Source organism: Pedococcus bigeumensis (genome assembly GCF_006438965.1).
Lineage (GTDB): Bacteria > Actinomycetota > Actinomycetes > Actinomycetales > Dermatophilaceae > Pedococcus > Pedococcus bigeumensis_A.
The window spans coordinates 325,286-351,068 of record NZ_RCZM01000006.1; the positions used below are offsets into that span (position 1 = coordinate 325,286).

Genomic DNA, 25,783 nt, shown 5'->3' on the forward strand with positions numbered 1-25,783 from the left:
CCCATGAGCCTGACCACGCACCCGAGCGACGACACCGAGATCTTCGACGGCGACGACGCCGGTCATGAGGTGTCGATCGCCAGCGCACAGCCGCGGGCGTCCAACGGGCGCTTCATGCGGATCGTCAACGCCACCGGTGGCCAGGACGACAGCGGGCTGCCCGCCGACCGGTTCCTCGACCGCGAGATCTCGTGGCTGCAGTTCAACGAGCGCGTCCTGCAGCTCGCGGCCGACGACTCGGTGCCGCTGCTCGAGCGGGCCCGGTTCCTCGCCATCTTCACGTCCAACCTCGACGAGTTCTTCATGGTGCGGGTCGCCGGGCTGAAGCGCCGCATCGCCACGGGCCTGGCCGTCCGCTCGGCGTCCGGTCTCGAGCCGCGCGAGGTACTCGAGCAGATCTCCCTCGTCGCCCATGAGCTCCAGGCGATGCAGGCCGTCGTCTACAAGGACAGGGTGCAGCCTGCTCTCGAGGAGGAGGGCATCTCGATCGTCCGGTGGGACGAGCTGAGCGAGCCCGAGCGAGCCCTGCACTCCGAGCTGTTCACCGACCGCGTGTTCCCGGTCCTCACCCCGCTGGCCGTCGACCCGGCCCACCCGTTCCCCTACATCTCGGGTCTGTCGCTCAACCTGGCCGTGGTGCTCATCAACCCCAAGACCGGCAAGGAGCACTTCGCGCGCGTCAAGGTGCCGCCGCTGCTGCCGCGGCTCCTGCACATCGAACCCCCGACCGGCGAGCCCTCGACGTCCGACCTGTTCAGCACCCGCTTCGTCCCGCTCGAGGACGTCATCGCCGCCCACCTCGACATGCTGTTCCCCGGCATGGAGGTGCGGGAGCACTTCACCTTCCGCGTCACCCGCAACGAGGACTTCGAGGTGGAGGAGGACGACGCCGAGAACCTCCTCACGGCTCTGGAGAAGGAGCTGACCAGGCGCCGGTTCGGACCACCCGTCCGTCTCGAGGTGGACGAGACCATCGACGACCACGTGCTCGACCTGCTGGTGCGCGAGCTCACGGTCACCGACAGCGAGGTCTACCGACTGCCTGCCCCGCTCGACCTGCGCGGGCTCAACCTCGTCGCCGACCTCGAGCGCTCCGACCTGCGCTACCCGCCGTTCCGCGGGCAGATGCACCCGGACCTCGCCCCGGCAGAGAGCTCGAAACCGTCGGAGATCCTGCCGATCGTCCGTGAGAAGGACGTGCTCCTGCAGCACCCGTACGACTCGTTCTCCACCTCTGTGCAGGCCTTTATCGAGCAGGCCGCCGCCGATCCGAACGTGCTGGCCATCAAGCAGACCCTCTACCGCACGAGCGGCGACTCCCCCATCATCGACGCCCTCATCGACGCGGCGGAGTCGGGCAAGCAGGTGCTGGCCATCGTCGAGCTCAAGGCGCGCTTCGACGAGAAGAACAACATCTCCTGGGCTCGCAAGCTGGAGCACGCCGGAGTCCATGTGGTCTACGGCATGGTCGGGCTCAAGACCCACGCCAAGCTCTGCCTGGTGGTCCGACAGGAACAGGACGGGAGCCTGCGCCGCTACTGCCACATCGGCACCGGCAACTACAACGGCAAGACCGCCCGCCTCTACGAGGACTTCGGCCTGCTCACGTCCGACCCCCAGGTGGGCGATGACCTGGCCCGGCTGTTCAACCAGCTGTCCGGGTTCGCGCCGCGCAGCAAGTTCAAGCGGCTGCTGGTCGCGCCGCGGTCGGTGCGGTCGGGACTCCTCGAGCGCATCGACGCCGAGATCGACCACGCCGAAGCAGGGCGCGGCGGCCTGGTCCAGCTCAAGCTGAACTCGATCGTCGACGAGCAGATCATCGACGCGCTCTACCGCGCCTCGCAGGCCGGGGTCAGTGTCGACATCTGGGTGCGTGGCATCTGCTCGTTGCGCCCCGGCGTGCCCGGACTGTCGGAGAACATCGCGGTGCACTCGGTGCTCGGCCGCTTCCTCGAGCACTCGCGGGTCTTCCTGTTCGGCGGTGGCGGCGAGCCCGAGGTCTACATCGGCAGCGCCGACATGATGCACCGCAACCTCGACCGCAGGGTCGAGGCCCTCCTGCGCATCGCCGACCCCAAGCACATCGCCGACCTCCAGTCCCTGATGGCGCGCGGCATGAGCGACACCTACGCCCACTGGCGGCTGACTGGCGACGGTCGGTGGACGCGGGTCAACTTCGACGACGACGGCGAGCCGTTGGCCGACCTGCAGAACGCCATGATCGACATGCACGCCAAGCGCCGCCGCAAGGCCCGCCGCCGTTGACGACCCCGATCCCGGCTGCGGGCACCGTCCCGTGGCGCCGTCGACGCGGTCAGCTCGAGGTGGCGCTCGTGCACCGGCCCAAGTACGACGACTGGTCGTGGGCCAAGGGCAAGCTCGACCCGGACGAGGAGTGGCCGGTCGCAGCGGTGCGGGAGACGCACGAGGAGACGGCGCTGGCCGTGGGGCTGGGTCGGCCGTTGCCCGGTGCGGAGTACACCGTGCTCGACGGGACCGGGCAGCCGGCGACCAAGGAGGTCCGCTACTGGGCCGCTGAGGCGACCAGCCCCGCAGGTCCGTTGGAGAACGAGATCGACGAGGTGCGCTGGCTCGACGTCATCGCGGCTTCGGACCGGCTCGACTACGCCCGCGACCGGGACCAGCTGCGCGCGCTGGTCCGGGCCGACAAGGCGGGCACCCTGACCACCTGGCCGTTGGCCCTGGTGCGGCACGCGCACGCGGTGGGCCGCGGTTCGTGGCACGAGGACGACCGGCTGCGGCCCCTCGACGCCGCCGGGCAGGAACGCGCCGCGGTCATCGCGCCGGTGCTCACGGCATACGGCATCAAGCGGCTGGTCAGCTCTCCCTCGTTGCGCTGCACCGACACGCTGCGCCCCTTTGCGGCGCAGCTCGCGGTGGCGCTGCGCACCAAGGACGGGCTCAGCGAGGAGGGGTATGCCGCGGAGCCGGGTCGCGCGGTCCGGCACCTCGAGCGGCTGGTTGAGCGTGGTGCACCAGCAGCGCTGTGCAGCCACGGTCCGGTGCTGCCGGCCTTGCTCACCGCCCTACTTGCCCTGGTCGCCCCAGACGAGCCCGACGCCGACCACGTCGCGGCGGCCTTGCGGGCCGCGGCGCGCGACAAGATGGCCAAGGGAGAGGTCCTCGTCGCCCACCTGGTCGGCACCGGTGCGACCGCTCGCGTGGTGGCCGTCGAGCGCCACCTGCCCCGCTCGTAGGTCCCGCCTGACCCCTCCCGGGACTGCTCCGGGGACTCCTTGGTGACGCCCCTCCTGACCCTGCGCTGACGCGTCCCTGACCTCTCGTTCACCCGCTGCATCCCCCCGGGTCGGCGCCGCGACCTCGAATGTCTGACTGGTGTTCACCGCCCGTTCACCCTCCTCGGGCCACTGCGTCACTCTCCCTGCCTACCTTCGGGGCGTCGGGCACGAACGCCCGCCCCTGATTTCCCACCCTGATCCCCCTGTGGAGAGGTTTTAACACCGTGAAGATTCAGCGTCTTGGCCTGGTGGCCAGCGTCGCCTTGGTCGGCTCCATCGCGCTGACCGCGTGCGGCTCGGACAGCAACGACCCGGGCACCTCCGGCAGCTCGAGCTCGAGCTCGGCCGCCAGCGACTGCCCGAAGGGTGGCACCCTGAACGGCGAAGGTTCGTCGGCTCAGAAGAACGCCATCGAAGAGGCCATCTCCTCCTTCCAGGACGAGTGCGCCGGCACCACCATCAACTACAACCCGACCGGTTCCGGTGCGGGCATCAAGCAGTTCACCGCGGGTCAGGTCGACTTCGCCGGTTCCGACTCGGCGCTCAAGACCGTGGAGAAGGACGGGGTCGTCGAGTCCGACGCCGCTGCCAAGTACTGCGGCTCCCCCGCCTGGAACCTCCCCATGGTCACCGGCCCGATCGCGGTCTCCTACAACGTCAAGGGTGTCGACAAGCTCATCCTGACCCCTGAGGTCGCCGCGAACATCTTCGCCGGCAAGGTCACGACGTGGAACGACGCGTCGATCGCCAAGCTCAACTCCGGCGTGACGCTGCCCAGCGAGCCGATCAAGGTCTTCTTCCGCTCCGACGAGTCGGGCACGACGGAGAACTTCACCAAGTACCTCAAGGCCGCCGCCCCGGACGCCTGGACCACCGACCCCGGCAAGAAGTGGCTGGGCAAGGGTGAGGGCAAGGAGAAGTCCGCTGGTGTCGCCGGTGCCGTCAAGGGCACCGAGGGTGGCATCACCTACGCCGAGTGGTCCTACGCCAAGGACAACAAGCTGGGCATCGCCCAGATCGACAACGGTGCAGGCCCGGTCGAGCTGACCGGCGAGTCGGTCGGCAAGGCGGTCTCAGCCGCCAAGGCTGACGGCGAGGGCAACGACCTCCGCCTCAAGCTGGACTACGCCACCAAGGAGGCCGGCGCCTACCCGATCCTCCTGGTGACCTACGAGATCGTCTGCTCCAAGGGCAAGGACGCCGCCAAGACGGCCCTCACCAAGGCCTTCCTGACGCACTTCGCCTCGGCCGACACCCAGAAGGGCCTCGAGGAGATCGGCTACGCGCCGCTCCCCGACGAGGTACGCACCAAGGTCGACGCGGCCATCGCCGCCCTGTCCTGACCCAGCAGGTATGCCGGGGGGCTGGCTGGTTGCCAGCTCCCCGGCATACCCGTTCTGCTGACTGCACCACCACGTACCGCCACGACCGCTGTCACCGAGACCGCACACATCCAGACCGCACGCACCGAGAGGCGCAACGTGAGCTCCGTAACCGGCGTTTCGATCGCTGACGAGCTGCCCGGCCCCGACCGCCGACACACCCTGGGCGGGGACGGTGCCGGCACCGGACGACTCGGTGACCGGCTGTTCGGCGGTGCGGCCAAGGGCGCCGGCATCTTCGTCATCGGTCTCGTGTCGCTGGTCGGGGCGTTCCTGCTCTGGCAGGCGCTCCCGGCGATTGCCGACGACAAGGTCAACTTCCTCACCTCTCGCGAGTGGTCGGTCGACAACGCGTCGAACCTGCGCTTCGGCATCCTCGAGCTGCTCTGGACCACCATCGCCGTCTCGACGATCGGGATGCTCATCGCGGTGCCCGTCGGCGTCGCCGTGGCGCTGTTCATCACGCAGTACGCGCCGACGTGGCTCTCGCGGCCGGCGGCCAACCTCGTCGACCTGCTCGCCGCGGTGCCCTCGATCGTCTACGGCATCTGGGGACTGAAGACCTTCGTACCGGTGTTCGATCCCGTGCAGTCCTTCCTCAAGGACACCCTCGGGTGGTTCCCGCTGTTCTCCGACGCGGGCATCAGCGGGGGCAGCACGATCCTGATGGTCGGCATCGTCCTGGCGATCATGGTGCTGCCGATCGTCACGGCGCTGTCGCGCGAGGTGTTCGCGCAGACGCCGGTGACCCATACCGAGGGCGCGCTCGCGCTCGGCGCCACCAAGTGGGAGATGATCCGCGTCGCGGTGCTGCCGTTCGGCAAGGCCGGCGTCATCTCGGCCGCCATGCTGGCCCTGGGCCGCGCGCTCGGCGAGACCATCGCGGTCACGATCATCCTCTCGACGCTCGCGGCCGGGAGCGACTGGACCTGGTCGGTGTTCAACGGCGGTGAGACGTTCGCCTCGCGGATCGCCAACAACGCCGGGGAGTTCGACTCCCCCGCCAAGACCGGCGCCTTCATCGCCGCCGGGCTGGTGCTGTTCGTGCTGACCTTCGTGGTCAACGCGATCGCCCGCATCGTCATCGAGCGCAGGAAGGCGTTCATCGAATGAGCACCGTCGACACCGTGTCCCGCGACCGGCCCTCGGACCGCTCGTCCAGAGGGCTTGGTGGTTCCGGCTCGGGGACCTCCGGTTCGCCTGATGCAGGTGGCGCGTCGTCGCCGCCCGGCGGGTCCTCGATCCCGGCTCTCGGCCACCCGGCCAGGGGGCGCGAGATCAGGGACCAGCTCGCGCGAGTCGTCATGTGGGGCGCGTTCCTGCTCGCCCTGGTCCCGCTGCTCTGGATCCTGTGGACCGTCGTCAGCAAGGGCGGCCACCTGCTGCTGGACTCGCAGTGGTGGACCAACTCGCAGAAGGGCATCACCGCCCGGCGCGAGGGCGGCGGCGCGATCCACGCGATCCAGGGCACTCTCATCCAGGGGCTGACGACCGCCGTCATCTCGGTACCGATCGGGGTGATGACCGCGATCTACCTCGTGGAGTACGGCCGCGGGCGGCTCGCGAAGGCCGTCTCCTTCATGGTCGACATCCTCACGGGTGTGCCCTCGATCGTCGCCGGCCTGTTCATCTACGCCCTGTGGGTGACGACCTTCGGCTTCCAGCGGGTGGGCTTCGCCGTGTGCCTCGCGCTGGTGCTGCTGATGGTCCCCGTCGTGGTGCGCTCGACCGAGGAGATGCTCAAGCTGGTGCCCAACGAGCTGCGCGAAGCCGCGTACGCGCTCGGGGTGCCCAAGTGGAAGACCATCGTCAAGGTCGTGCTGCCGACGGCGTTCTCCGGCATCATCACCGGCGTCCTGCTCGGCCTCGCCCGAGTCATGGGTGAGACCGCTCCGCTGCTGATCCTCGGGCCCTACTCGAAGTCGATCGCCACCGACCTGTTCAGCGGCCTGATGCCGACGCTGCCCACGATGATCAACCAGGACCGCACCGAGAGCCTGCAGCCCGCGGTCGACCGGGTCTGGGCTGCCGCGCTGACCCTCATCCTGCTCATCCTGCTCCTCAACCTCGCCGGCCGTGTCATCGCGCGCCTCGGCTCGGTCAAGAAGTAGCCACCCCCGAACTCTGCTCCACGACCGTGCCGGCCACCCGGCATACCCCCTCCCGAAGGACGAAAGAACAGACCATGGCCAAGCGAATCGACGTCAGTGACCTGAACGTCTACTACGGCGCGTTCAAGGCCGTCGAAGGCGTCACGATGACGGTGGAACCGCGCTCCGTGACCGCGTTCATCGGGCCGTCCGGCTGCGGGAAGTCGACGTTCCTGCGCACCCTGAACCGGATGCACGAGGTGATCCCCGGGGGTCGGGTCGAAGGCAAGGTCATGCTCGACGACCAGGACCTGTATGCGTCCGACGTCGACCCGGTGGCCGTGCGGCGGACGGTCGGCATGGTGTTCCAGCGGCCGAACCCGTTCCCCACGATGTCGATCTACGACAACGTGGCGGCGGGGCTGCGGCTCAACGGGGTGAAGGGCAAGAAGAAGCTCGACGAGGTCGTCGAGAAGTCGCTGAACGGCGCCAACCTGTGGAACGAGGTCAAGGACCGGCTGGCCAAGCCCGGCGCCGGGCTGTCCGGTGGCCAGCAGCAGCGGCTGTGCATCGCGCGGGCGATCGCGGTCGAGCCGCAGGTGCTGCTGATGGACGAGCCGTGTTCAGCGCTGGACCCGATCTCGACGCTGGCCATCGAGGACCTGATCTCCGAGCTGAAGAGCCAGTACACGATCGTGATCGTCACGCACAACATGCAGCAGGCAGCTCGGGTCTCCGACCAGACGGCCTTCTTCAACCTCGCCGCGACCGGCAAGCCCGGCAAGCTGGTCGAGGTCGCGGACACCCAGAAGATCTTCAACAACCCGGGCGTCAAGGCCACCGAGGACTACATCAGCGGCCGTTTCGGCTGACCCAGCCTGCTCCCACTCCCGGCCACCCCTCCGGCGACTTGTTGCCGCCAGATCGTCACCGACCCGCAGTTCGGGCCGCGGGTGACCACCCTTGAGCAACAAGTCCGCCCGCACTCCGACTTGTTGCCGCCAGATCGTCACCGACCCGCAGTTCGTGCCGCTTGGTGACCACCCTTGAGCAACAAGTCCGCCCGTCAGGCGGCGTGGGGGCCGTCATTGCCGCCCATGGTCATGCCCGCGGGGCTCCAGACGCGTAGCTCTTGATCGGCGTCCTGCCTCCAGAGGCAACGAATGCGGCTCGGGTCTGCCCGTCGGCGAGCTTCGCGCAATGCATCGGACAGTCCGCCGCCACCCCGCAGCAAACCACCTGTGTCCCACCTGGCGACGGCAAAGCCCACTGACTCCAGGTCGCGTTCACGATCACGTTCGGCCAACATGTGCGCCGCTGCCTCGTCGGCGTCCCAGTCCTCCCCGGCGAAGTCGCCGAGATACTTGCCACGCCCATCGGCCTCGCCGACTACCCCGGCCAGGGGCCACACGAAGTCGACCCGACCGATCAACCGACCATCCAGGTGGTGGATCCACACTTGACTCATGGGCATCGTGAAGCCGAGCTGGTGAGCGGTCGCGACCGATGCCGACTCGAGCCAGCTCTCGCGACGCGGGTCGGTCAGCACAAGTCCGGCGTCCGCCTTGGTGATGCCCGGCCACCGTCTCTGGAATGTGCGCATGGTCCGGAGCTCATCGAAACTGGTTGCGCCGGCTCGCAATGCCCCATCAGAGATAGCGAGGGCATCCCGGAGTCGCAGCTGGCGAAAGCAGTCGACGACGGTGCGATCCACCGTGGTCACGGGGATGGCCGCCACCGCGGTCACCTGGTCAACGGGGAGCGCCCCGTCAAGGAGGCGTCGCCAGTCATCGCGTCCGGCCGTGCGGTCGGACCGGGGCAGCGTCATGCTGACGGCCCCAAGGGGTCCTATTGGATGCGGCAGTTCATGGACCAGGGCCGCGCTGTGATGACTCACCACTCCCCCCTCGATCGATGCACTGGCTGCCCGAGCCATCGCCACGTGAAGCTCCTGGGGTCCGAGCTCTACCCAAGGACCCGGAACTGCATAGAGGCTGGCCGCGACTGGGATGATGTGACGTCGCCTCACTGCTCCAGCGATGCTCGTACTGCTGAGTCCGGCCGCGAAGGCCTCACTCGCCAGGAACGGTTGCGGGAGCGCCAGCCACGATGATTCCGGAGTCGTCCTCATCCAGCGATCGTGGATGCGCCCTGAGGTGACCGCCCAGGCCTGGGTTCAGCTGCTGTGGACGGTGGTTGGGAGGGCCCGGTGCCTGTGGACGTGTCTGGCCGATGCCGCCGTCGATCACGACGGGTAGCCACCGTCCCGTGTCAGGACTTGTTGCCGACAGATCGTCACGGGACGCCGACTCCAGAGCTTGGTGACCACCTACGAGCAACAAGTCGCAGCACACGAGGACTTGTTGCCGACAGATGGTCACGGACGCCCGTAACGCTGGTCCCGTGACGACCAGGTGGCAACAAGTGCCGGAAGGCGCGGGCGACGGGCTAGACGAAGAGCCTGATCAGGAGGCAGCTGGCGGCGGCTACCAGACCGGCGCCGGGGAAGGTCAGCACCCACGCGCCGACGATGTTGCCGGCCACGCCCCACCGAACCGCCGACAGCCGCTTGGTGGCGCCGACGCCCATGATCGCCGAGGTGATCGTGTGGGTCGTGGAGATCGGGGCGCCGAACGCCATGCCGGCGACGTACAGGATCGAGGCGGCCGTGGTCTCCGCCGCGAAACCCTGCGGGGGGTCGAGGTGGATGATCCGGCGGCCGAGGGTACGCATGATCCGCCACCCACCGGCATACGTGCCGAGGGAGATGACCACGGCGCTCAGGAGGAGCACCCACAGCGGCACCCGGTCCCCCGTGTAGTGGCCGCCTACGGTCAGCGCGAGGACGACGACACCGGCGGTCTTGGCGGCGTCCTGGAACCCGTGGCCGAAGGCCATCGCGGCGGCAGACACGGTCTGGGCGTAGCGGAAGCCACGCGACACCTTGCCCGGCTGCGCCCTTCGGAACAGCCAGAGGATCGCCGTCATCACGAGGAAGCCGAGAACCAGTCCGGCGATGGGCGAGAGGATCATCGGGACGACGACCTTCTCCAGGATGCCGGCCCACTTCACGGGGGCTCCGGCCGCCAGGGCTGCGCCGCCGAGGCCGCCGATGAGGGCATGCGACGACGAGGACGGCAGACCGAACCACCACGTCAGCAGGTTCCACCCGGTCGCCCCGATCAGCGCGGCGGCACAGATCACCAGGCCGTCGTTGCCCTGTGGCGCCTCGATGATGCCCTTGCCGATCGTGGCGGCCACCTTGCCGAAGTAGTAGACGGTGACTCCACCAACCAGGTTGGCGATCGCAGCCATGACCAACGCGACTCGCGGCGTGAGCGCCCGCGTCGAGACCGAGGTCGCGATCGCGTTGGCGGCGTCGTGAAAACCGTTGGTGTAGTTGAAGCCCATCGCCAGGGCGATGACGATTCCTACCGGAAGCCAGTCCATGGGGAGGCTCAGGACTCCTTGACCGCGATGCTCTCGACCTTGTGGGCCACCTTCTCGAACGCGTCAGCGGCGGCCTCGAGCTCCTCGACGACCTCCTTGAGCTTCATGATCGTGAGGGTGTCGGCCCCGAAGTCGCCGTTGAACAGCCCAGCGAGCAGGCGCCGGTAGATCTGGTCGGCCTGGTTCTCGAGGCGGTTGATCTCGATCCAGTAGCCCGAGAGGTCCTTCATCGAACGCAGCCGCGGCATGGCGTCGGCCGTCAGCTCCGACATCCGGGAGAGGACCTCGACCTGGTCGGACACGCCGGCCGGGAGGTCGCCGATGCGGTAGAGCACGATCAGGTCGACCGCCGCATCCATCATGTCCATGCAGTCGTCCAGCGTCGACGCGAGGCCGTGGATGTCCTCGCGGTCGAACGGCGTGATGAACGAACTGTTCACCTTGCGGATGATCTCGTGGGTCGCTTCGTCGGCCTGGTGCTCGATCTCCCGCATCCGCGTCGCCACGGCTTCGCGCTCGGAGTGTTCAACTCCGAGCAGGGTCGTCAGCTCACGAGAGCCGAGTACGAGGTAGGAAGCGGACTTGGCGAACAGATCGTAAAAACTGTTCTCCTGGGGGGTGAGGCGAAAGCCCACGGTTCTCTCCGGTCACGCAAGGGGGGATGGCCGTGGACGATGCTACGGGCAAGGACGCTTGAAAGCGCAACTGGGCGCTTCAACCAGTCAGGCGTTCTGCCGCTTCCAGACACGGTGCGGCGTGGTCGCTATGTCCTCGGGCCCGGACTGGTGCCCACGCTCGATGCCGAGGGCCCGGTCGATCTCGTCCTCGGTGAGCGGCTCGTCGCTTGCGGTCGCGGCGACGACCAGGTCGCCCACCAGCTCGATCTCGTCCTGAAGCGCGTCGTCGGTCAGGTCTGCCCCGGCGCGCGGTTCCTTGGTCATGGCAGAAACGCTAACGGAGCCCGAGCACAACAGCGCACCTAGTTTGCCTAGTCTTGACCCGCGATGCCCCGGAACCACCCACTTGGGCCATGCCGACACCATCACGACTAGTCCCATCCGGCTATGCCCGATGATGGTTGCCATGTCCCCGGAAATCGGCGGTGCCGCTTCGGTCGAACCCCCCGTTGTCGAGGACCGGGGTTCGTTCAGCCATGCGGTATGCCGGGTGTGCGGCTGGAGTGGACCGGGTCGCCGTTCGCGACGGGTCTCGCGGGAAGACTCGCGGGCCCACCAGGAGACGTGTCCGGGAAGGCAACCGTCCGCGCAGGAGGGCTAGCGGATGGGGCCCGGCGCGGCATACCGAGGGGCCGCCACGATGGCGCCGGCGACGGCCACCCGTGGGGCCGCGAACCTGCCGCGGGAGGTGACCGGGAAGTGAACAGTTTGCGCGTCGGGCCGGGAGCGCCTCACGGCACGTGGCCGCTCGTAGCGGCTTAATTTGGGACCCGGGGCTACCGCGGCCCGACGCACGTCCGACTGTAACCCCGGTCGCGCTGGAGATGTTCCTCGAGACACGAGTTTGGCTGCTCGCAAGTAGCCGTTCAGGTGAGTTCGCCGGCGTGCCAGAGGCGCGCACCGGCTTCGAGGTCCTCGGCTGTCGAGAGCATCGAGGCGGCCCGCCGGGTCTGTTTCGCAGCAGCGTCAGGGTCAACGGCGTCGGTGGTGTCGGCACGGTCGGCGCGGCCCGCAGCGACGACGCGACAGAATGCCGCCGCCCGTTGCAGGGCCACCGCGAGGTCACCTGCGAAGACTCCATGCAGGATCGCATCAGTGAGCTCGCGCAGCTCGGCGGGTCCAGGCGGTTCGGCGACACCGGCGACCACGTGGTTGACGTCGGTGAACCGGATCCCGGCCGCGTAGTCGGCGCTAGCCTCCTCGGGGCTGCGCTGCACCCACTCGCGTAGCGCGTAGAGCCGCCACAGAGCTCCGGGCAGGCTGCGCGCGGGCCGGTCGGCCCAGAGCTCGGCCACGGTGACCAGCCCCAGCTCGTCGACCAGCGCGACGAGCCGCGCGGTCAGCGCCGGGTCGTCGTTGGCACGGCCGGTGCCGACCAGGACGGCTGCAGTCTCGTGGGCAATCTCGGTGACCTGGGCGGGGTCCGGGACGGTGCCGCCCTGCGCCTCCATCGCCATGGGGCTGAAGAACGCGGGGCGGCGCGGACCGGGACGACCGCTGGGCTCGTTTTTCATCGAGCCCAGTCTCTCAGGTGCGGCTGACTGTGGCTCAGTCGAAGAGCTCGCTGAGGAACGACTTCTTGCGCCGCTGTCCGTAACCCTGCTGCCCGCCGTAGGGCGCCTTGGACACCGAACGGTACGCCGCCTGGTAGCCCTGGGCTGGCGGCTGCTGCCATGCACTCGGCTGCTGCGGGGGTTGTGGTGTGGGCGGCTGCGGGGTGGGCGGGGCGGCCGCCGAAGGGGCGGGTGCCTGGTGCCAGGCGTTCTCTGCAGCGACGAGGGCTTCGAGCTCGCCGCGGTCGAGGAACAGGCCGCCACAACCCGTGCACTGGTCGACGTGGACCTGGTTGCGCTCGTAGCTGCGCATGTCGGAACCACACTTGGGACAGGTGAGGGTGCTCATGTCGGGCCAACGGCTCGCAGTACGAGCGGGTTCCGTGCGGCGTGGGTTCACGCAGTGGCCAGCAGTTAGTCTGTGGCGCGGTCTGACAAGCGGTGCGTATGCCGCCTTACCGGCCAGGGCCTCTAGCTCAATGGTTAGAGCTGCGGACTTTTAATCCGTAGGTTGTGGGTTCGAGTCCCACGGGGCCCACCAACGTTCTGTATGACTCCGCCTGATGCTTGACGTGTGGGCTTCGGGTGATGGCTGACAGTGTTTCGGTTGACGGTTGACAGCTACGTCGGCTGTTCCCTGACGGTCGATCCACTGACGGGCTGGAGCATCACGCCAATGACGAGCAGGTCGGACGACCCGACACCGTCGCACGGCGACGTCACGGTGTCTCCGAACCGCGCGACAATCCCGTCACAGTCGATGCTGCCAGCCAGCACCACGGCATACCCGGACCCTGTCAGCTGACGCGAGATCTCCACGGTGTGGGTGAACCTCGTCCGGCTCGTCATGACGTTCACGACGTGACACGGCCCGTCGGACAACCTCGCTCGCGCGCGCCATTGTCCCGGGAAGCTCTGCGCCGTTCCTGGCGTGGGCAGGTCGACCCCCGGCCGGCCGTCGAAGAGCAGGCTCAGTCCGCCGCCGGCCAGCAACACGCAGGTGCGGTCCATGGCGGGGAAGTCCGAGAACGGAACATCCGCCTCGATCCAGGCGTGACTCAGGGACCAGCCGTCGCCCTCGACGATGGTCGCCCTTTCTCCCTGGCCGTTCTTCCACCTGCTGCGCGGCAGGTCGGCGAGGAACATGAGGGACACAGGCCCATCCTCCACCTGCTGGCCTGGCCACGGCAGGCCCCGCCCACAACCCACGGTGCAGACTGGACCGGTGAGCAATGTCGAGACCGAGCCGCAGGAGACCGTCTGCCCCACGACGCCGCCCGCCGACCACGTGGAGATCCTCGAACCGCGCGACGTCCCCCTCGGCGGCCCCCGCGCGATGACGGTGCGGCGCACCCTGCCGCAGCGGCAGCGCTCACTGATCGGCGCCTGGTGCTTCGCCGACTACTACGGCCCTGACGACGTCGCCGGCTCGGGAGGCATGGACGTCCCGCCACACCCGCACACCGGTCTGCAGACGGTCAGCTGGCTGTTCACCGGCGAGATCGAGCACCGCGACAGCCTCGGCTCGCACGCCATCATCCGCCCGGGCGCGGTCAACCTGATGACGGGCGGGCTCGGCATCGCCCACTCCGAGGTCTCCACTCCCGGCACCACCGTCCTGCACGGGGCACAGCTCTGGGTCGCCCTCCCCGACGCAGACCGCAACGCCCCCAAGGCATTTCAGCACCACGAACCCGCACCCACCCGACTGGACGGGGCCACCCTCTCCGTCTTCCTCGGCTCTCTCGCCGGCCAGACCTCACCGGTCGAGACGTTCACGCCCCTCCTGGGCGCAGAGATCACCCTCGACGTGGGGGCGACGGTCGAGCTCGGTCTCGACGCGGCATACGAGCACGGGGTGCTGGCCGACAGCGCAGGCCTGACCGTCAACGGCACCGACACCCCCCGCAGCGCGATGGCCTACCTCCCCACCGCGACCGCGACGCTCACCCTCACCAACAGCACGGACGGCCCGGCCCGCGCCCTCATCCTCGGCGGGCCTCCGTTCGAGGAGGAGATCGTCATGTGGTGGAACTTCGTGGGACGTAGCCACGAGGACATCGTCGCCGCCCGTGAGGAGTGGATGGCTCATTCCGCTCGCTTCGGCGAGGTGGAGGGGTATGCCGGCGAGGTCCAGCACCTGCCCGCACCCGTCCTGCCGGCCGTGCGGATCCGGCCGCGCGCCAACGCCCCTCGCAGTACCAGGGACACGTGAGGGGTTTGTTCGCGGGGAGGTCGAGGCTCGTCGTTGCCGCCCCGGTCGCCCTCCTGGTCGTGCTCATCGCCGTCGCGCTGTACCTCGCCACACCACATAACAAGGGCGTGGAGGGTGACTGGTCGGCCAAGGCAGTGGGCGGGCGCCTCGTCGCCGACCGCGCCCTGGTGATCGGCGACCACACGGCGCTCGACCTGCGGTCCGGCAAGACCGTGACGCTCGGGTCGGTCGCTGGAGGGACTCCGTTCGTCGCCGACGACCGGCTCATCATCGCCAGCGCCGGACGGATCGACTCGGCACGGCTGGACGCCACGTCCCGGTGGACGTGGCGGTCCCCGACCGGCACCACCGCCGCCCCGGTGGCCGCGGCCAGGGGCAGCACGGCCGTCCTCGTCTGCCCCGCCAGCGGCACCTGCCAGCTCGTCGGCCTCAATGCGCAGGGGCGGCAGGACTGGCAGACCGACGGCGTCGCCCGGCGCGCCACCCCGGGTGGCATGACACCCCGCGACGGGTCCCTGTCCCTGGTCGACGCCATCGCGGTCTCCGGAGGGGGTGTGGTGGTCACCGACCCGGTCAGCGGCCGCTCGACGCTGAAGCCGGGCCGATCGTTCCTCGCGATACCGGACGGGCCGCTCGTCACCGAGCTCGTCCAGGACGGCCGCTGCGTGGTCTCCGTGTTCGCCACTGCGGACGCGCGCTGGACGCGGCTGCTCGACACCTGCCCGTCGGACGCACCAGTCCTGGCTGCGGAGGGCGGCGCTGTCACGCTCACCTGGCCGGCCAGGGTCGAGCGCCTCGACCTCGCCACCGGCTGGATCCAGCCAGCCCGCAAGGCCGGCGATGCCGCGCGGGAAGACGGCACGGTGGTCACCCGGGCCGCCGGACTGACCGCCATCGAGTCCCGAAAGACACTGCACACCAACCCGTTCCGCTGGGGCGAGCATCTGACCGTCATCGAGATTCGGGACGGCACCACGGGCTACCTCCGCGCCCAGATCGTCTCCGACCAAGTGCTGACCGTGCTCCGCCTCGACAAGGAGTCGGTGGTGGTCCGTGAGGGCGGTGAGGTGATCCGTCTCACGCTCGACTCCCGCCACTGACCGCGGGCTGACCGGGCCGACGCGTGATCGGGGCGGGCCGGGCGAGCTCCTCGATGGGGCAGACTGGACGCATGAGCCCCACCGGAAGACCCCCGGGTCAACGACCGAGTGGCGTCGCCGCCTTCGCCCCCATCGTCGTCGCCGTCTGCGCGATCGTCCTGGTCCGTGAGGGCGTCGAGAAGGCCTTTCCCGACCTCAGCACCTGGGTCGCCTTCATCGCGGCCCTGGTCGTCGGCTGGCTGGCCTACACCGGCGTCGAGCGCTGGTTTGTCCGCCGCAACGGCGGTTCCTCTGGCCCCGGCGACGAGCAGTGAGCGCCGCACCGACTGGTCCCGTCCTCGTCACCGGCTGTTCCTCCGGCATCGGCAAGGCCGCCGCCGAAGCCCTGGTCTCCGCCGGCCACACCGTCTACGCCACAGCCCGCCGGCCCGAGGCCCTCGCTGGCCTCGAAAGCCTCGGTGCACGACCCCTGGCCCTCGACGTCACGTCCGAGGAGTCGATGGCGAGCGCCGTGAAGCTGATCGAGACCGAGCACGGGCGGGTGGGGGCACTGGTCAACAACGCCGGCTACGGCGAGTACGGCACGATCGAGGAGACCGACCTCGACAAGGTGCGCACGATGTTCGAGACCAACGTCTTCGGACTCGCCCGCCTCACCCAGCTCGTCCTGCCCGCGATGCGCGAAGCCCGCAGCGGCCGCGTGGTCAACGTCGGCTCGATGGGCGGCCGCTTCACCTTCCCCGTCGGCGGCTACTACCACGCCACCAAATACGCCGTGGAGGCCATCACCGACGCCCTCCGCAACGAGGTGCACGGGTTCGGCATCGGGGTCAGCCTCGTCGAGCCAGGGCTCATCCGCACCGGCTTCGAGGAGATTGCCCTCACCTCCGATGCCGCTGCAGCACAAGAGCATTCGCCGTATGCCGGGCTGCTGGCTGCCAGCGCCAGCAACACCTCCGGGGGCTACGGCAACCCCATGGTCGCCACCGGTCCAGAAGCCGTCGCCAGGGTCATCGTCAGGGCGGTCGAGTCGCGCCACCCCAAGTCGCGCTACGTCGTGACCCCCGCGGCGCGGGCGCTCATCGCCACGCGCACCCTGGGTGGCGACCGAGTCTGGGACTTCATGGTCCGCCAGCAGTTCAAGGGCTAGCGCTCGCTCCGGTGTGAATCAACGGACCACCTGGTCCGCCGATCAGGCCGCCCTAGACTCGACGCCGTGGTCGCCACCGTCGAACCCCTCACCGCACCCGTCGAGCCCGACGAGGCGCTGCGTCGCATCGCCTTCCTCCTCGAGCGCGAGCGGGCCGGCACCTACCGGGTCGAGGCGTTCCGCAAGGCCGTCGTCACGGTCCGGGAGACACCGGCGGAGGAGCTGCACAGCCGCCACGAGGCCGGGAGCCTGCAGGACCTTGCCGGGATCGGGAAGTCCACCGCCGCGGTGGTGAGTGAAGCCCTGGACGGTGACCTGCCGGCATACCTGGAGTCGTTGCAGGGCAAGGCGAAGCCGCTCGCCAAGGGCGGCGCCGACCTCTTCGCCCAGCTCAAAGGCGACTGCCACTCCCACTCCAACTGGTCCGACGGGGGCAGCCCGATCGAGGAGATGGTGCTGACGGCGGTGGAGCTCGGGCACGAGTGGCTGGTGCTGACCGACCACTCCCCCCAGCTGCGCGTCGCCAACGGCCTCACCGCCGAGCGCCTCACCAAGCAGCTGGCCATCATCGATGCCGTCAACGCGTCCCTCGGCGGGCAGTTCCGGCTGCTCAAGGGGATCGAGGTCGACATCCTCGACGACGGCGCCCTCGACCAGACCGACGCGATGCTGGCCAAGCTCGACTTCGTCACCGCGAGCGTCCACTCCAAGCTCAAGATGAACCGGGCACCGATGACCAAGCGGATGGTGACCGCCGCCTCGAACCCTCGAGTCAACGTCCTCGGCCACTGCACCGGACGGCTGATCGAGGGTTCCCGCGGCACGCGGCCACAGTCCGACTTCGACGCCCGGGCCGTCTTCGAGGCCTGCGCCGAGCACGACACGGCGGTCGAGATCAACAGCCGACCCGAGCGCCGAGACCCTCCGGACGAGCTGATCACGCTGGCGATGGAGATCGGCTGCCTGTTCGCCATCGACTCCGACGCGCACGCCCCGGGGCAGCTCGAGATGAAGGCCTACGGCTGCGAGCGAGCCGAACAGCTCGGCATCGACCCCGACCGGATCATCACCACCTGGGACGTCGACCGGTTGGTGGAGTGGTCTGCCGACCATGCCTGACCAGACCGCTTGACGGATCGCCGTCGCTAATGTCTTAATGAGTTAAGTCATTGAGACAAAGGAGATGTGATGGCTGGTCTGATGGTGGGGTTCATGGTTCTCCCCCTCGCGCTGGGCTTTCTGATCGCCGGGCTGGTCCGGCTGGCCAACACCGTGAGGTCCCGGGGATCGGCGCGCTCGGCGCAAGCCCGTTCGCTGGGCGCCTCTGCCGCCACGGGTGTCGTCGGGCTGACGGCCACCGTGGCCTGGCTCGGCCTGGCACGGGGGCTAAATGAGGACATCCGGCTGTCGACACTGCCCGCACTCGGGTGCGCCGCTACGGTCCTCACCGCCGCGGTGGCGGAGCTGACCTGGCCCCGCCCCACCGGCTCGGTGCGCACGGCGAGCCTCGACCCTCGGCGGGCACGTCGCCCGGCGTGGCTGTCCCGCTTGGTCGTCGTCGGCATCGCCGCCACGGCCGCTGCACTCGCCGTGGGCGCACTGACTGCCGCCTCCGACGGGCGCTCCTTCGCGCGTCGGGCCGGGGATGTCGCCGCAACCGGCAGCCCCTACCCGGGCCAGTCGTACGGCGTCGTGGTCGGGATAGCAGTCACCGTGCTCGCGCTGGCCACCTGGTTTGCCTGGGCGAGAGTGGACGCTCGGCCTGCGCTCGGTCCAGGGCACGAGGACCTGGACGCGGCCGTTCGGGGCGCCTCGATGGTGCGGGTGTTGCGCCCGGCAGCCGTGGGAACGCTCAGCACCGCAGCAGGCCTCTGGCTGACCATCGGCGCCACCGTCAACCAGGTGACCCAGAACCTGCGGATGAACGACTCGCGGACCCCCCAGCCTCCCTTCGACTGGGTGCAGAACCTCGGGTTCGTGGCCATCACGATCGGCGTGGTCCTCGTGCTCCTCACCCTCGCTGCGCTCCTGTCCGGCAGCCCGCGCCTCCCGCGCGAGGACGCTGCCCCAGCTCCGGGCATCGCCGAGGTGGGCGCGTGAGCGAGCTGCAGGTCACGGTTGACCTCGGGGCCGCGGAGCCACCGTACGAACAGGTCAGGGCCCAGCTCGCGGGTCTGATCGGCAGGGGCAGCCTCATGGAGGGCAACCGGCTCCCGACCGTCCGGGCCCTGGCAGCTGACCTCGGACTGGCCGTCAACACAGTGGCGCGCGCCTACAAGGAGCTGGAGGCAGAGGGCCTCGTGACCACCCGCCGCCGCGCAGGAACGGTCGTCGCACCGGGCTCGCAGCCGCTCGACGTCGCCCTCAACCGGAGTGCTGCGGAGTACGCCATCCGGGCAGCCCGAGCGGGCCTGAGCGAGTCCGCCGCCATCGACCTGGTGCGGGCCGCGCTGCGGGAGGCGCGGGCGTGAGGAGGCACGCGGCATACCCGGGTCTTGGGGCGGTGCGACCCGTTTTGGTTATCCGGGTGGTCTGCCCGTATGCTTTCGCGAGTCCTCGACGGATCCGCGCCTGGCGCTAACGGCGGGGGGCCGTTGAACTGGTCCCCATCGTCTAGCGGCCTAGGACCCCGCCCTTTCACGGCGGTAGCACGGGTTCGAATCCCGTTGGGGATACGCAGTAAAAGCACCATCAAGGCCCCGTAGCGCAGTTGGTTAGCGCGCCGCCCTGTCACGGCGGAGGTCGCCGGTTCGAGCCCGGTCGGGGTCGCTCGAAAACGAAGAGGCCCGCACATCAGTGCGGGCCTCTTCGCATGTCCTCCGGGCGTTCGGGACAGCCAGCGTCAGACGCTGACCTCGATGGCGATCTTGCCGCGCACGTGGCCGGTCTGGCTGAGCTCGAACGCCTTGGCCGCATCGGCGAGCGCAAAGACCTCGGCCACCGGGACGGTCAGCTTGCCGTCGTCGGCGAGGTCGCCCAGCGCCGTCAGGTCCTCGGCATTCGGACGCACCCACGCGGAGATTCCGCCGGCCTCGGCGACGGTCCCGTCGGCGATGGACCCGTGTCGACCACCGGCCTTGAGGACAGCCTGGGTCGTCTCGAGCACACCACCCACGAAGTCGGCCACGACATCGACGCCGTCGGGCGCGAGCTCACGGACCCGCTCGGCCAGCCCATCCGCATACGAGACCGGCTCGGCACCCAGGCCTCGCAGGAACTCGTGGTTGCCCTCGGAGGCGGTGCCGATCACGCGGGCGCCGAGCGCACGCGCGATCTGGACGGCGAAGAGGCCGACACCACCAGCGGCGGCATGGACGAGGACCGTCTCACCCTCCTTGAGCCCGAGCCGGGCGAGCAGCTGGTATGCCGTGAGGCCGGCGAGGGGTAGGCCTGCGGCCTGGTGCCAGTCGAGCGACTTCGGCTTGCGGGCGACGGTGCGAACCGGTGCGGTGACGAGCTCAGCGAAGGTGCCGCCCTGCACCCAGTCCTTGCGGGCGTAGGCGATGACCTCGTCGCCGACGGACCACTCGGGGGTGTCCAGACCCACCGCCTCGACCACTCCGGCGACGTCCCAACCGGGGATCGCCGGGAACGCCACGACCATGAGGCCGTCGAGGTAGCCCTTGGCGACCTTCCAGTCGACGGGGTTCACGCTGGCGCTGCGCACGCGGATGAGCACCTCGCCCGGACCGACCTTGGGGTCGGGCACGTCGGTGAGCTGCAGGGTGTCGAGGTCGCCGTACTCGGCGTAAGTGATTGCCTTCATGCCCTGCGCAACTTCGTTTGCGCACGCGGGTATTCCGCTGGTGCAGCACTGTGACGCAGCGAACGGCGCTATCGGCCGGCCCCTGAGGTCGACGCCCGAGGAGGACGCCTACTCCGTGGAGGAGGACTTCAGCCGGACGCGCCACCGGGCGGCGAGGTCCGACTCACGGGCCGGCGGACCCGGGAGCGGGCCGGCAGCCGGGGCACGCAAGGCCTGGAGCAGCAGGGTGAGATAGCGCCGGCGCAGGGCGGCGCCGCCATCGGCGCCTGGGAGCTCGACCAGGGACACGGTCTCGAGCAGGAGCACGATGTCGGCCTCGCTCACGTCGTCACGCAGCTCCCCGGCCTTGCGGACGCGGCGGAACAGCGTCTCGGCCAGTCGCCCCGCACGGACTGCGGTGGCGGTGAGCGCCTGAGTCGGTGTGAACGTGCCGGCCAGCCGCTGCGCGAGCGCCTGGCTCCGGCCGTCGAGCACCTCGTGCAGGCAGGCGACGTACGCCGTCCAGGGATCGGCGTCGGAGGCGAGCGCGGACTCCAGCGATGCGGCATACCTGGTCAGGCCGTCCTCGGCGAGCGCCCTCAGGAGGTGCTCCTTGCTCGGGTAGCGGCGGTACAGCGCACTGATGCCGACGCCCGCGGTGGCCGCCACCTTCGAGACCGGCGCCTCCGGGTCGGCGAGGAAGACGGTGCGCGCGGCGTCGAGGATGCGCCCGTCGTTGCGGGCCGCCTCGGCGCGGCGGCCGCTCATCGGGGGCCGCTTCGCGGGCTCGGAGGCGGGCGTGGACACGAGCTCAGGGTAACAGTGGAACAAAGCATTCCGCTCTGCTATCTTAGAACGGAACAATCCATTCTGTTTCAAAGTTGGAGCCACCGCCACCAGCCCGAAAGGATCGAGACCATGGGCTTCGAAGTCCTCACCACCTCCCTCTCCGCACTCCAGCAGGTCGCCGCCGCCATCGGTGACGACGCGCTCGACCGGCCCACCCCCTGCACCGACTGGGACCGTCGCCCAGGTGCTCCTCCACGCGGCCGGCGACCAGCACGCCTGGGCGAGCTTCGTCGGAGCCGGGTCGCTCCCCACCTACAACCCGTTCGACCCGCCGGCCCGGCCCGAGGGCACCGTCACCGAGCTCGTCGATGCGGCAGTGGCCGCCGCGACGGCGGCCTGGGACCAGGTCGACCCAGCATCGGGCTCGGTCCCGACTCCCTTGCCGCCGGTCCCGACCCTGCCCGCGGAGGTCGCTGCAGCCGCGTGCGCCCTCGACGCAGCGATCCACGCGTGGGACGTCGCGGTGGCGACCGGCCAGCCGTCGCCTCTCAGCGACGAGCTCGCGGCCGCCCTCGACCCTGCCGCCCGGGCCGTGGTGGAACCGCTGCGAGGGTTCGCGTATGCCGCGCCGCTGGCGACCGAAGCCACGGACGGCGCCGCAGCGGCCCTGCTGCGCTACCTCGGCCGCGACCCCGAGTGGGCCGCCTGAGGCGCCTCACCCAGGCGGCGGGCCTGGGTCGGCCAACTGTGAGATCACCCGCTCGATCGGCTATGATCCTGCAGTCGCGACGGTCCCCGGGCTACGGCACGAGGCCGCCGCGATCGCATGTCCAGCAGCACGGGCACGCATCCCACGGCCAGGTAGCTCAGTTGGTACGAGCGTCCGACTGAAAATCGGAAGGTCGGCGGTTCGACCCCGCCCCTGGCCACCACCCAAAGCCGCAGGTCAGAGGCGTCTGACCTGCGGCTTTGTCGTTCTGGAGCGGCCGCACCCCACGTGGGTCAGCGACCGCGAGTGACCGTGAATCGCCCGGACTGACCAAGAGATATCGCACGAGATGTGGCACGAGATGTGGCACGAGCCATAGATCGACACCCTGTACTTGCAAACTCAGCGCCAGGTCCCCGGATTGCATCGTCTGTGCGTGTGTCGCCGTGTCAGGAGCCATGTGATGACGTGTGTCGGGCAGCGGGTTACAGGACTTCGTAGCAGTACTTCGACCCGACAGCCACTCAGCCTCGTAGGTTAAGGACGTGGTGGAGAATTGGGTGGCGACCACAGCCGGAGCGCACCTGGCAGGCCGCCGGAGGGAGAGCACAGCACCGGAGGTCCTCCTGCGCCATGCGGTCCATGCTGCAGGCGGTCGTTTCCGGCTCTACCCACGGCTGGGTAAGGGCTGCACACCCGACTTTGTGCTGCCAGGGAGGAGGGTCGCGGTCTTCGTCGACGGGTGTTTCTGGCACGGCTGCCCTGAGCACGGGCGCAAGAAGCCCGGACGGCATCCCTGTGCCCACCACGTCGACGGTCGAGGCGATGGCGCAGGGCTTGGCTGACATCGTTCGCGAAGTTCGCTCCCGAGCCGTCGACGCCCGAGTCATCCTCGTCGACTACCTCACCGTGGTCACGAACACCACCACGACCGGCGACCACTGGCCGCTCTCGCCGGAGCAGACGGCGTCCTTCCGCGCGATCCAGGACGGCATCGTCGAGGGCTACCGCATCACCGCGGATCGCACCGAAGTCGAGGTGCTGCGCGCATCCGAGCTGAGCCTCAACCATGGGCTGGGCTCGGTCGAGCCCTGGGTGTTCGGGTTCCAACCGACCCTCGAGGCGACAGCCTGGTCCTTCCACCCCAACGAACAGGGAATGACGGCAGTCGCTGACGCGCTCGTCGAATTCCTTGGCGTCGAAAGCTAGAGGGCCTTCTGCCTCGAACCAGCTGTCACGCAGGCGTTAGGGATGGGTCGAAGCGAATCTGAGACGCGGGTGCCCATCGCAGAGGGCGGCCCCCGACGGGGCCTGGCGCTTGGCGACGCCCGCCATCGTCATCACGGGACGTTTCCTTCCCCCGACAGGCGGCGGAATGACTCAACTGTCGTATTACCGGTCTTTCGGTACCGTTGCCGACAAGCGGAGTCTCAGTTCCTTCGTGGCCGAATCAGCACCTGGTGCTGTACGCACGGGGTGTTGCCGCCGTACAAGTGGCGCCCCGCGGCGCGGACCTGTAGCAGTCCCCCCGGCAACTACCCGCAGCTGCGTGATCGACGAGGTCCGGCCGCACGGAGCCCCGCCTCGTACGATGCCTGCAGTACGGGCCGCGGTCGGCAGACCGTCAAACCGAATGGACACATCGCACACCTGAGAGCGACGCATGTCACCAACGGAGCACCTTGGGGGATCTCGGTGGCACCGCCTGGCTGACTGGGCCTGGCCCGGTCACCCCGCTGCTTGGCGCGACCTCCCTGGGCGTCTGCGGCCCACACTGCTCACTGTCCTTCGGCTGACCACGGCTGCGGTCGTCGCCTACCTGATCTCGCAGCTGCTGGCTCACGGCGCACTCGACCTGACCGGCCCGCTGACGGCCCTGCTGGTTGTTCAGGCTTCGGCCTTCTCCACGATCAAGATGGGCGCGGTTCGGGTTGGCGCCGTATTGGCGGGAATTCTGGTGGCGACCCTGCTGTCCGTCTGGATCGGGCTGACCTGGTGGAGTCTGGGTGCGGCCATCGCCGCCTCGCTGCTGCTGGCGAAGGTGCTTCGCCTTGGCGAGCAGGCCCTGGAGACGCCGATCAGCGCCATGCTCATCCTGGCGGTGAGCAACCATGATGTCGCCGCCGAAACCAGGATCCTGAACACCTTGATCGGGGCAGCTGTCGGCGTCGGGTTCAACCTGATCTACCCGCCGGCGATGCCCACGGCATCCGCGCGGCAGGCGCTGCTCCACGTGGTCGAGGCTGGCGCGGCCCCGTTGGATGCCGCCGCCGACGACCTGCTCGCCGGTCCACTGACTCGGGAACAGGTCGGCGAACTGATTGACCGGGTGCGATCCGCCAACCGGCAGGTCGCCGCGGCCACCGAAACCATCGCCTTGCTCAAGGACAGTCGACGGTTCAACCCTCGAGCCCTCGGCACGGTCGATGTCGAACCCGTGCTGGCGTCGGCCCTCGATACCCTTGAACACTGCCTGCTCGCCATCCGCGCACTGTTCGCGGTCCTGCTCGGCGAGATACCACCAGAGGCGGAACCCGACGACCCCTACGGCGGGGAGCTGCGCGCGGCGTTCGCGGTGGTCCTTCACGACACAGCCGACTGTCTGCGTGCCTTCGGCAGTCTCGCCGTCGCCGAAGCGGAGGGTCGGGAGCAGGAGACCGAGCGAGCTCTGGCCGAGAGCCTCGACATTCTCCGCGAGACCCAAGCCATCCTGACCGAGCTCATCATGGTCCGGGCGCGGGAGGACACCTCGTCGTGGCTGCTGCGCGGCTCCATCCTCGCCGCCGTCGAGCAGGTGCTATCCCGGTTGAACCTCGAGGACCGGGCACGGATTCACGCCCAGTGGAAGGAGGAGCAGCTGCGGCGGCCCCTTGTCCAGCTCCCGCGGATCGTCCAGGACGTGCTACCTCATCCGGACCGGCCCTATCCCCGCGGTCTGCAGCCTGGCCGCAGCTGGCGTCGACGCGGATCGGGAAGCGCTGGCGAACCTCCCCCATCACAGCCGAGTACGTAAACATTTGGGCGATGCCGACCCCGCACCGCACGCGGCAAGCACCCAGCGCCGAACCCCACATGGAGCGACTCCACATGTCGCAGCCCGCATCAAAGCCACCGAAGGGAGTTCGAATACGTCCGCTTGAGACGGGGACAACCCGACTGAGCGCATTCAGGATGTGGGCCGTGGACCCCCAGTGACGATGACCCTGACGAACGAGCCGAGCCGTCAGGCGCCAGGCGCCAGGCGCCAGGACCGAGCGTCTCAAGGAGCGCGTTTACTGCTGGTGCACAGTTAGCCACCCGGCTCCGCCAGGGATGCGCGAACGCCTACGGTTCGTCGGCCGAATGAAGGTCGGGACTGTTTGTCGCCAGCCTGCCCGGCAGCGAGAGGCGCCCGGCTTGCGGCGGAAGGACTGTGAGGATCGCCAGCGCAGCCTGAAGGTGCTGGGCTGTGGTTGGTGACCGCGAGTGTGACCCCCGGAAAGACTGGCTTTGTGCCTTGTTGCGACCTGTCCGCTCGTGGTCACCGGCCCCGGCCCGGTTGGAGGAACTGGCCTGATCAGGAGCTTGACCACCTGGCGTTAGCGGCGCCGGATGTGTCTCATCACAGTCCTGCCGAGCCTTCGTCCCGGACCGGAACCACGTCCCGTCCGGCGAAGGAGAGAA

General features: G+C 69.1%; 26 protein-coding genes and 4 tRNA genes. 21 read left to right on the forward strand and 9 right to left on the reverse strand.

Features of this window, described 5'->3' with window-relative positions; translation table 11 throughout:
* The first annotated feature begins 3 nt into the window (after positions 1-3).
* The 6 genes from EAH86_RS17995 (at position 4) to pstB (ending at position 7,604) form a co-directional block, all read left to right on the forward strand.
* On the forward strand, positions 4-2,265 hold the full coding sequence (locus EAH86_RS17995) for an RNA degradosome polyphosphate kinase (RefSeq protein WP_241668442.1): 2,262 nt from the start codon (positions 4-6) through the stop codon (positions 2,263-2,265).
* The gene (locus tag EAH86_RS18000) at positions 2,262-3,218 is read left to right on the forward strand and encodes an NUDIX hydrolase (protein WP_140743288.1); all 957 of its coding nucleotides are present in this window, start codon (positions 2,262-2,264) and stop codon (positions 3,216-3,218) included. Before EAH86_RS17995 ends, EAH86_RS18000 begins: the two co-directional genes overlap by 4 nt.
* Before the next feature lie 266 nt (positions 3,219-3,484).
* Positions 3,485-4,603, forward strand: coding sequence for a phosphate ABC transporter substrate-binding protein PstS (gene pstS, locus EAH86_RS18005; protein WP_140743290.1), 1,119 nt, complete (start codon positions 3,485-3,487; stop codon positions 4,601-4,603).
* Positions 4,604-4,741: 138 nt separating this feature from the next.
* Positions 4,742-5,755 (forward strand): phosphate ABC transporter permease subunit PstC, encoded by a 1,014-nt coding sequence (pstC, locus tag EAH86_RS18010; protein ID WP_140743292.1) that lies wholly within the window; start codon positions 4,742-4,744, stop codon positions 5,753-5,755.
* A complete protein-coding gene (gene pstA, locus EAH86_RS18015) occupies positions 5,752-6,753 on the forward strand; it encodes a phosphate ABC transporter permease PstA (protein ID WP_140743294.1) in 1,002 nt (333 codons plus the stop codon). The genes pstC and pstA overlap by 4 nt, the downstream gene beginning before the upstream one ends.
* A 74-nt stretch (positions 6,754-6,827) precedes the next feature.
* Complete coding sequence (gene pstB / locus EAH86_RS18020; protein ID WP_140743296.1) at positions 6,828-7,604, forward strand: phosphate ABC transporter ATP-binding protein PstB; 777 nt, start codon at positions 6,828-6,830, stop codon at positions 7,602-7,604.
* Between the two features lie 194 nt (positions 7,605-7,798).
* On the opposite strand, the gene EAH86_RS18025 is transcribed toward pstB, so the two are convergent.
* The 6 genes from EAH86_RS18025 to EAH86_RS18055 form a co-directional block, all read right to left on the reverse strand.
* A complete protein-coding gene (locus EAH86_RS18025; protein ID WP_140743298.1) occupies positions 7,799-8,560 on the reverse strand; it encodes a hypothetical protein in 762 nt (253 codons plus the stop codon).
* 620 nt (positions 8,561-9,180) lie between these two features.
* On the reverse strand, positions 9,181-10,182 hold the full coding sequence (locus EAH86_RS18030) for an inorganic phosphate transporter (RefSeq protein WP_140743300.1): 1,002 nt from the start codon (positions 10,180-10,182) through the stop codon (positions 9,181-9,183).
* A gap of 8 nt (positions 10,183-10,190) precedes the next feature.
* Complete coding sequence (locus EAH86_RS18035) at positions 10,191-10,817, reverse strand: DUF47 domain-containing protein (protein WP_140743302.1); 627 nt, start codon at positions 10,815-10,817, stop codon at positions 10,191-10,193.
* Between the two features lie 87 nt (positions 10,818-10,904).
* A complete protein-coding gene (locus EAH86_RS18040) occupies positions 10,905-11,123 on the reverse strand; it encodes a hypothetical protein (protein WP_140743304.1) in 219 nt (72 codons plus the stop codon).
* Between the two features lie 602 nt (positions 11,124-11,725).
* Entirely contained in the window at positions 11,726-12,373 is a 648-nt protein-coding gene (locus tag EAH86_RS18050) for a hypothetical protein (RefSeq protein ID WP_140743306.1), read from the reverse strand.
* Between the two features lie 34 nt (positions 12,374-12,407).
* Positions 12,408-12,761: a zf-TFIIB domain-containing protein gene (locus EAH86_RS18055; protein WP_140743308.1), complete on the reverse strand. Its 354-nt coding sequence runs from the start codon at positions 12,759-12,761 to the stop codon at positions 12,408-12,410.
* A gap of 116 nt (positions 12,762-12,877) precedes the next feature.
* Between EAH86_RS18055 and EAH86_RS18060 the strand changes: the two genes are divergently transcribed.
* Positions 12,878-12,953 (forward strand) — tRNA-Lys (locus EAH86_RS18060).
* Positions 12,954-13,033: 80 nt separating this feature from the next.
* Here the strand turns inward: EAH86_RS18060 and EAH86_RS18065 are convergent.
* Positions 13,034-13,558: a HutD family protein gene (locus EAH86_RS18065; RefSeq protein WP_241668450.1), complete on the reverse strand. Its 525-nt coding sequence runs from the start codon at positions 13,556-13,558 to the stop codon at positions 13,034-13,036.
* A gap of 79 nt (positions 13,559-13,637) precedes the next feature.
* On the opposite strand from EAH86_RS18065, the gene EAH86_RS18070 reads away from it, so the two are divergent.
* The 9 genes from EAH86_RS18070 to EAH86_RS18110 all read left to right on the forward strand — a co-directional run bounded on the left by EAH86_RS18070 (position 13,638) and on the right by EAH86_RS18110 (position 19,646).
* A complete protein-coding gene (locus EAH86_RS18070) occupies positions 13,638-14,627 on the forward strand; it encodes a pirin family protein (protein WP_140743312.1) in 990 nt (329 codons plus the stop codon).
* Positions 14,624-15,727 carry a hypothetical protein gene (locus tag EAH86_RS18075; protein WP_140743314.1) on the forward strand — a complete coding sequence of 368 codons (1,104 nt, stop codon included), beginning with the start codon at positions 14,624-14,626 and terminating at the stop codon, positions 15,725-15,727. Before EAH86_RS18070 ends, EAH86_RS18075 begins: the two co-directional genes overlap by 4 nt.
* Positions 15,728-15,798: 71 nt before the next feature.
* Positions 15,799-16,041 (forward strand): hypothetical protein, encoded by a 243-nt coding sequence (locus tag EAH86_RS18080; RefSeq protein WP_140743316.1) that lies wholly within the window; start codon positions 15,799-15,801, stop codon positions 16,039-16,041.
* Positions 16,038-16,877 (forward strand): oxidoreductase, encoded by an 840-nt coding sequence (locus tag EAH86_RS18085; RefSeq protein WP_140743318.1) that lies wholly within the window; start codon positions 16,038-16,040, stop codon positions 16,875-16,877. The genes EAH86_RS18080 and EAH86_RS18085 overlap by 4 nt, the downstream gene beginning before the upstream one ends.
* A 66-nt stretch (positions 16,878-16,943) precedes the next feature.
* The gene (locus tag EAH86_RS18090; RefSeq protein ID WP_140743320.1) at positions 16,944-17,996 is read left to right on the forward strand and encodes a PHP domain-containing protein; all 1,053 of its coding nucleotides are present in this window, start codon (positions 16,944-16,946) and stop codon (positions 17,994-17,996) included.
* Between the two features lie 69 nt (positions 17,997-18,065).
* On the forward strand, positions 18,066-18,977 hold the full coding sequence (locus tag EAH86_RS18095) for a hypothetical protein (RefSeq protein WP_140743322.1): 912 nt from the start codon (positions 18,066-18,068) through the stop codon (positions 18,975-18,977).
* A complete protein-coding gene (locus EAH86_RS18100; RefSeq protein WP_140743324.1) occupies positions 18,974-19,348 on the forward strand; it encodes a GntR family transcriptional regulator in 375 nt (124 codons plus the stop codon). Before EAH86_RS18095 ends, EAH86_RS18100 begins: the two co-directional genes overlap by 4 nt.
* A gap of 131 nt (positions 19,349-19,479) precedes the next feature.
* Positions 19,480-19,552, forward strand: a tRNA-Glu gene (locus tag EAH86_RS18105).
* 20 nt (positions 19,553-19,572) lie between these two features.
* Positions 19,573-19,646 (forward strand) — tRNA-Asp (locus EAH86_RS18110).
* A gap of 73 nt (positions 19,647-19,719) precedes the next feature.
* On the opposite strand, the gene EAH86_RS18115 is transcribed toward EAH86_RS18110, so the two are convergent.
* Positions 19,720-20,643: an NADP-dependent oxidoreductase gene (locus EAH86_RS18115; protein WP_140743326.1), complete on the reverse strand. Its 924-nt coding sequence runs from the start codon at positions 20,641-20,643 to the stop codon at positions 19,720-19,722.
* Between the two features lie 108 nt (positions 20,644-20,751).
* A complete protein-coding gene (locus EAH86_RS18120) occupies positions 20,752-21,429 on the reverse strand; it encodes a TetR/AcrR family transcriptional regulator (RefSeq protein WP_206665878.1) in 678 nt (225 codons plus the stop codon).
* A gap of 172 nt (positions 21,430-21,601) precedes the next feature.
* On the opposite strand from EAH86_RS18120, the gene EAH86_RS18125 reads away from it, so the two are divergent.
* The 5 genes from EAH86_RS18125 (at position 21,602) to EAH86_RS18145 (ending at position 25,133) form a co-directional block, all read left to right on the forward strand.
* Positions 21,602-22,120: a maleylpyruvate isomerase N-terminal domain-containing protein gene (locus tag EAH86_RS18125; protein ID WP_425325234.1), complete on the forward strand. Its 519-nt coding sequence runs from the start codon at positions 21,602-21,604 to the stop codon at positions 22,118-22,120.
* Positions 22,121-22,266: 146 nt separating this feature from the next.
* A tRNA-Phe gene (locus EAH86_RS18130) sits at positions 22,267-22,343 on the forward strand.
* A 337-nt stretch (positions 22,344-22,680) separates the two neighbouring features.
* Positions 22,681-22,965 carry a hypothetical protein gene (locus tag EAH86_RS21065; protein ID WP_425325237.1) on the forward strand — a complete coding sequence of 95 codons (285 nt, stop codon included), beginning with the start codon at positions 22,681-22,683 and terminating at the stop codon, positions 22,963-22,965.
* Positions 22,919-23,329 carry a hypothetical protein gene (locus tag EAH86_RS18140; RefSeq protein WP_140743328.1) on the forward strand — a complete coding sequence of 137 codons (411 nt, stop codon included), beginning with the start codon at positions 22,919-22,921 and terminating at the stop codon, positions 23,327-23,329. Before EAH86_RS21065 ends, EAH86_RS18140 begins: the two co-directional genes overlap by 47 nt.
* A 454-nt stretch (positions 23,330-23,783) precedes the next feature.
* Positions 23,784-25,133, forward strand: coding sequence for an FUSC family protein (locus EAH86_RS18145; protein WP_140743330.1), 1,350 nt, complete (start codon positions 23,784-23,786; stop codon positions 25,131-25,133).
* The last annotated feature ends 650 nt before the right edge of the window (positions 25,134-25,783 follow it).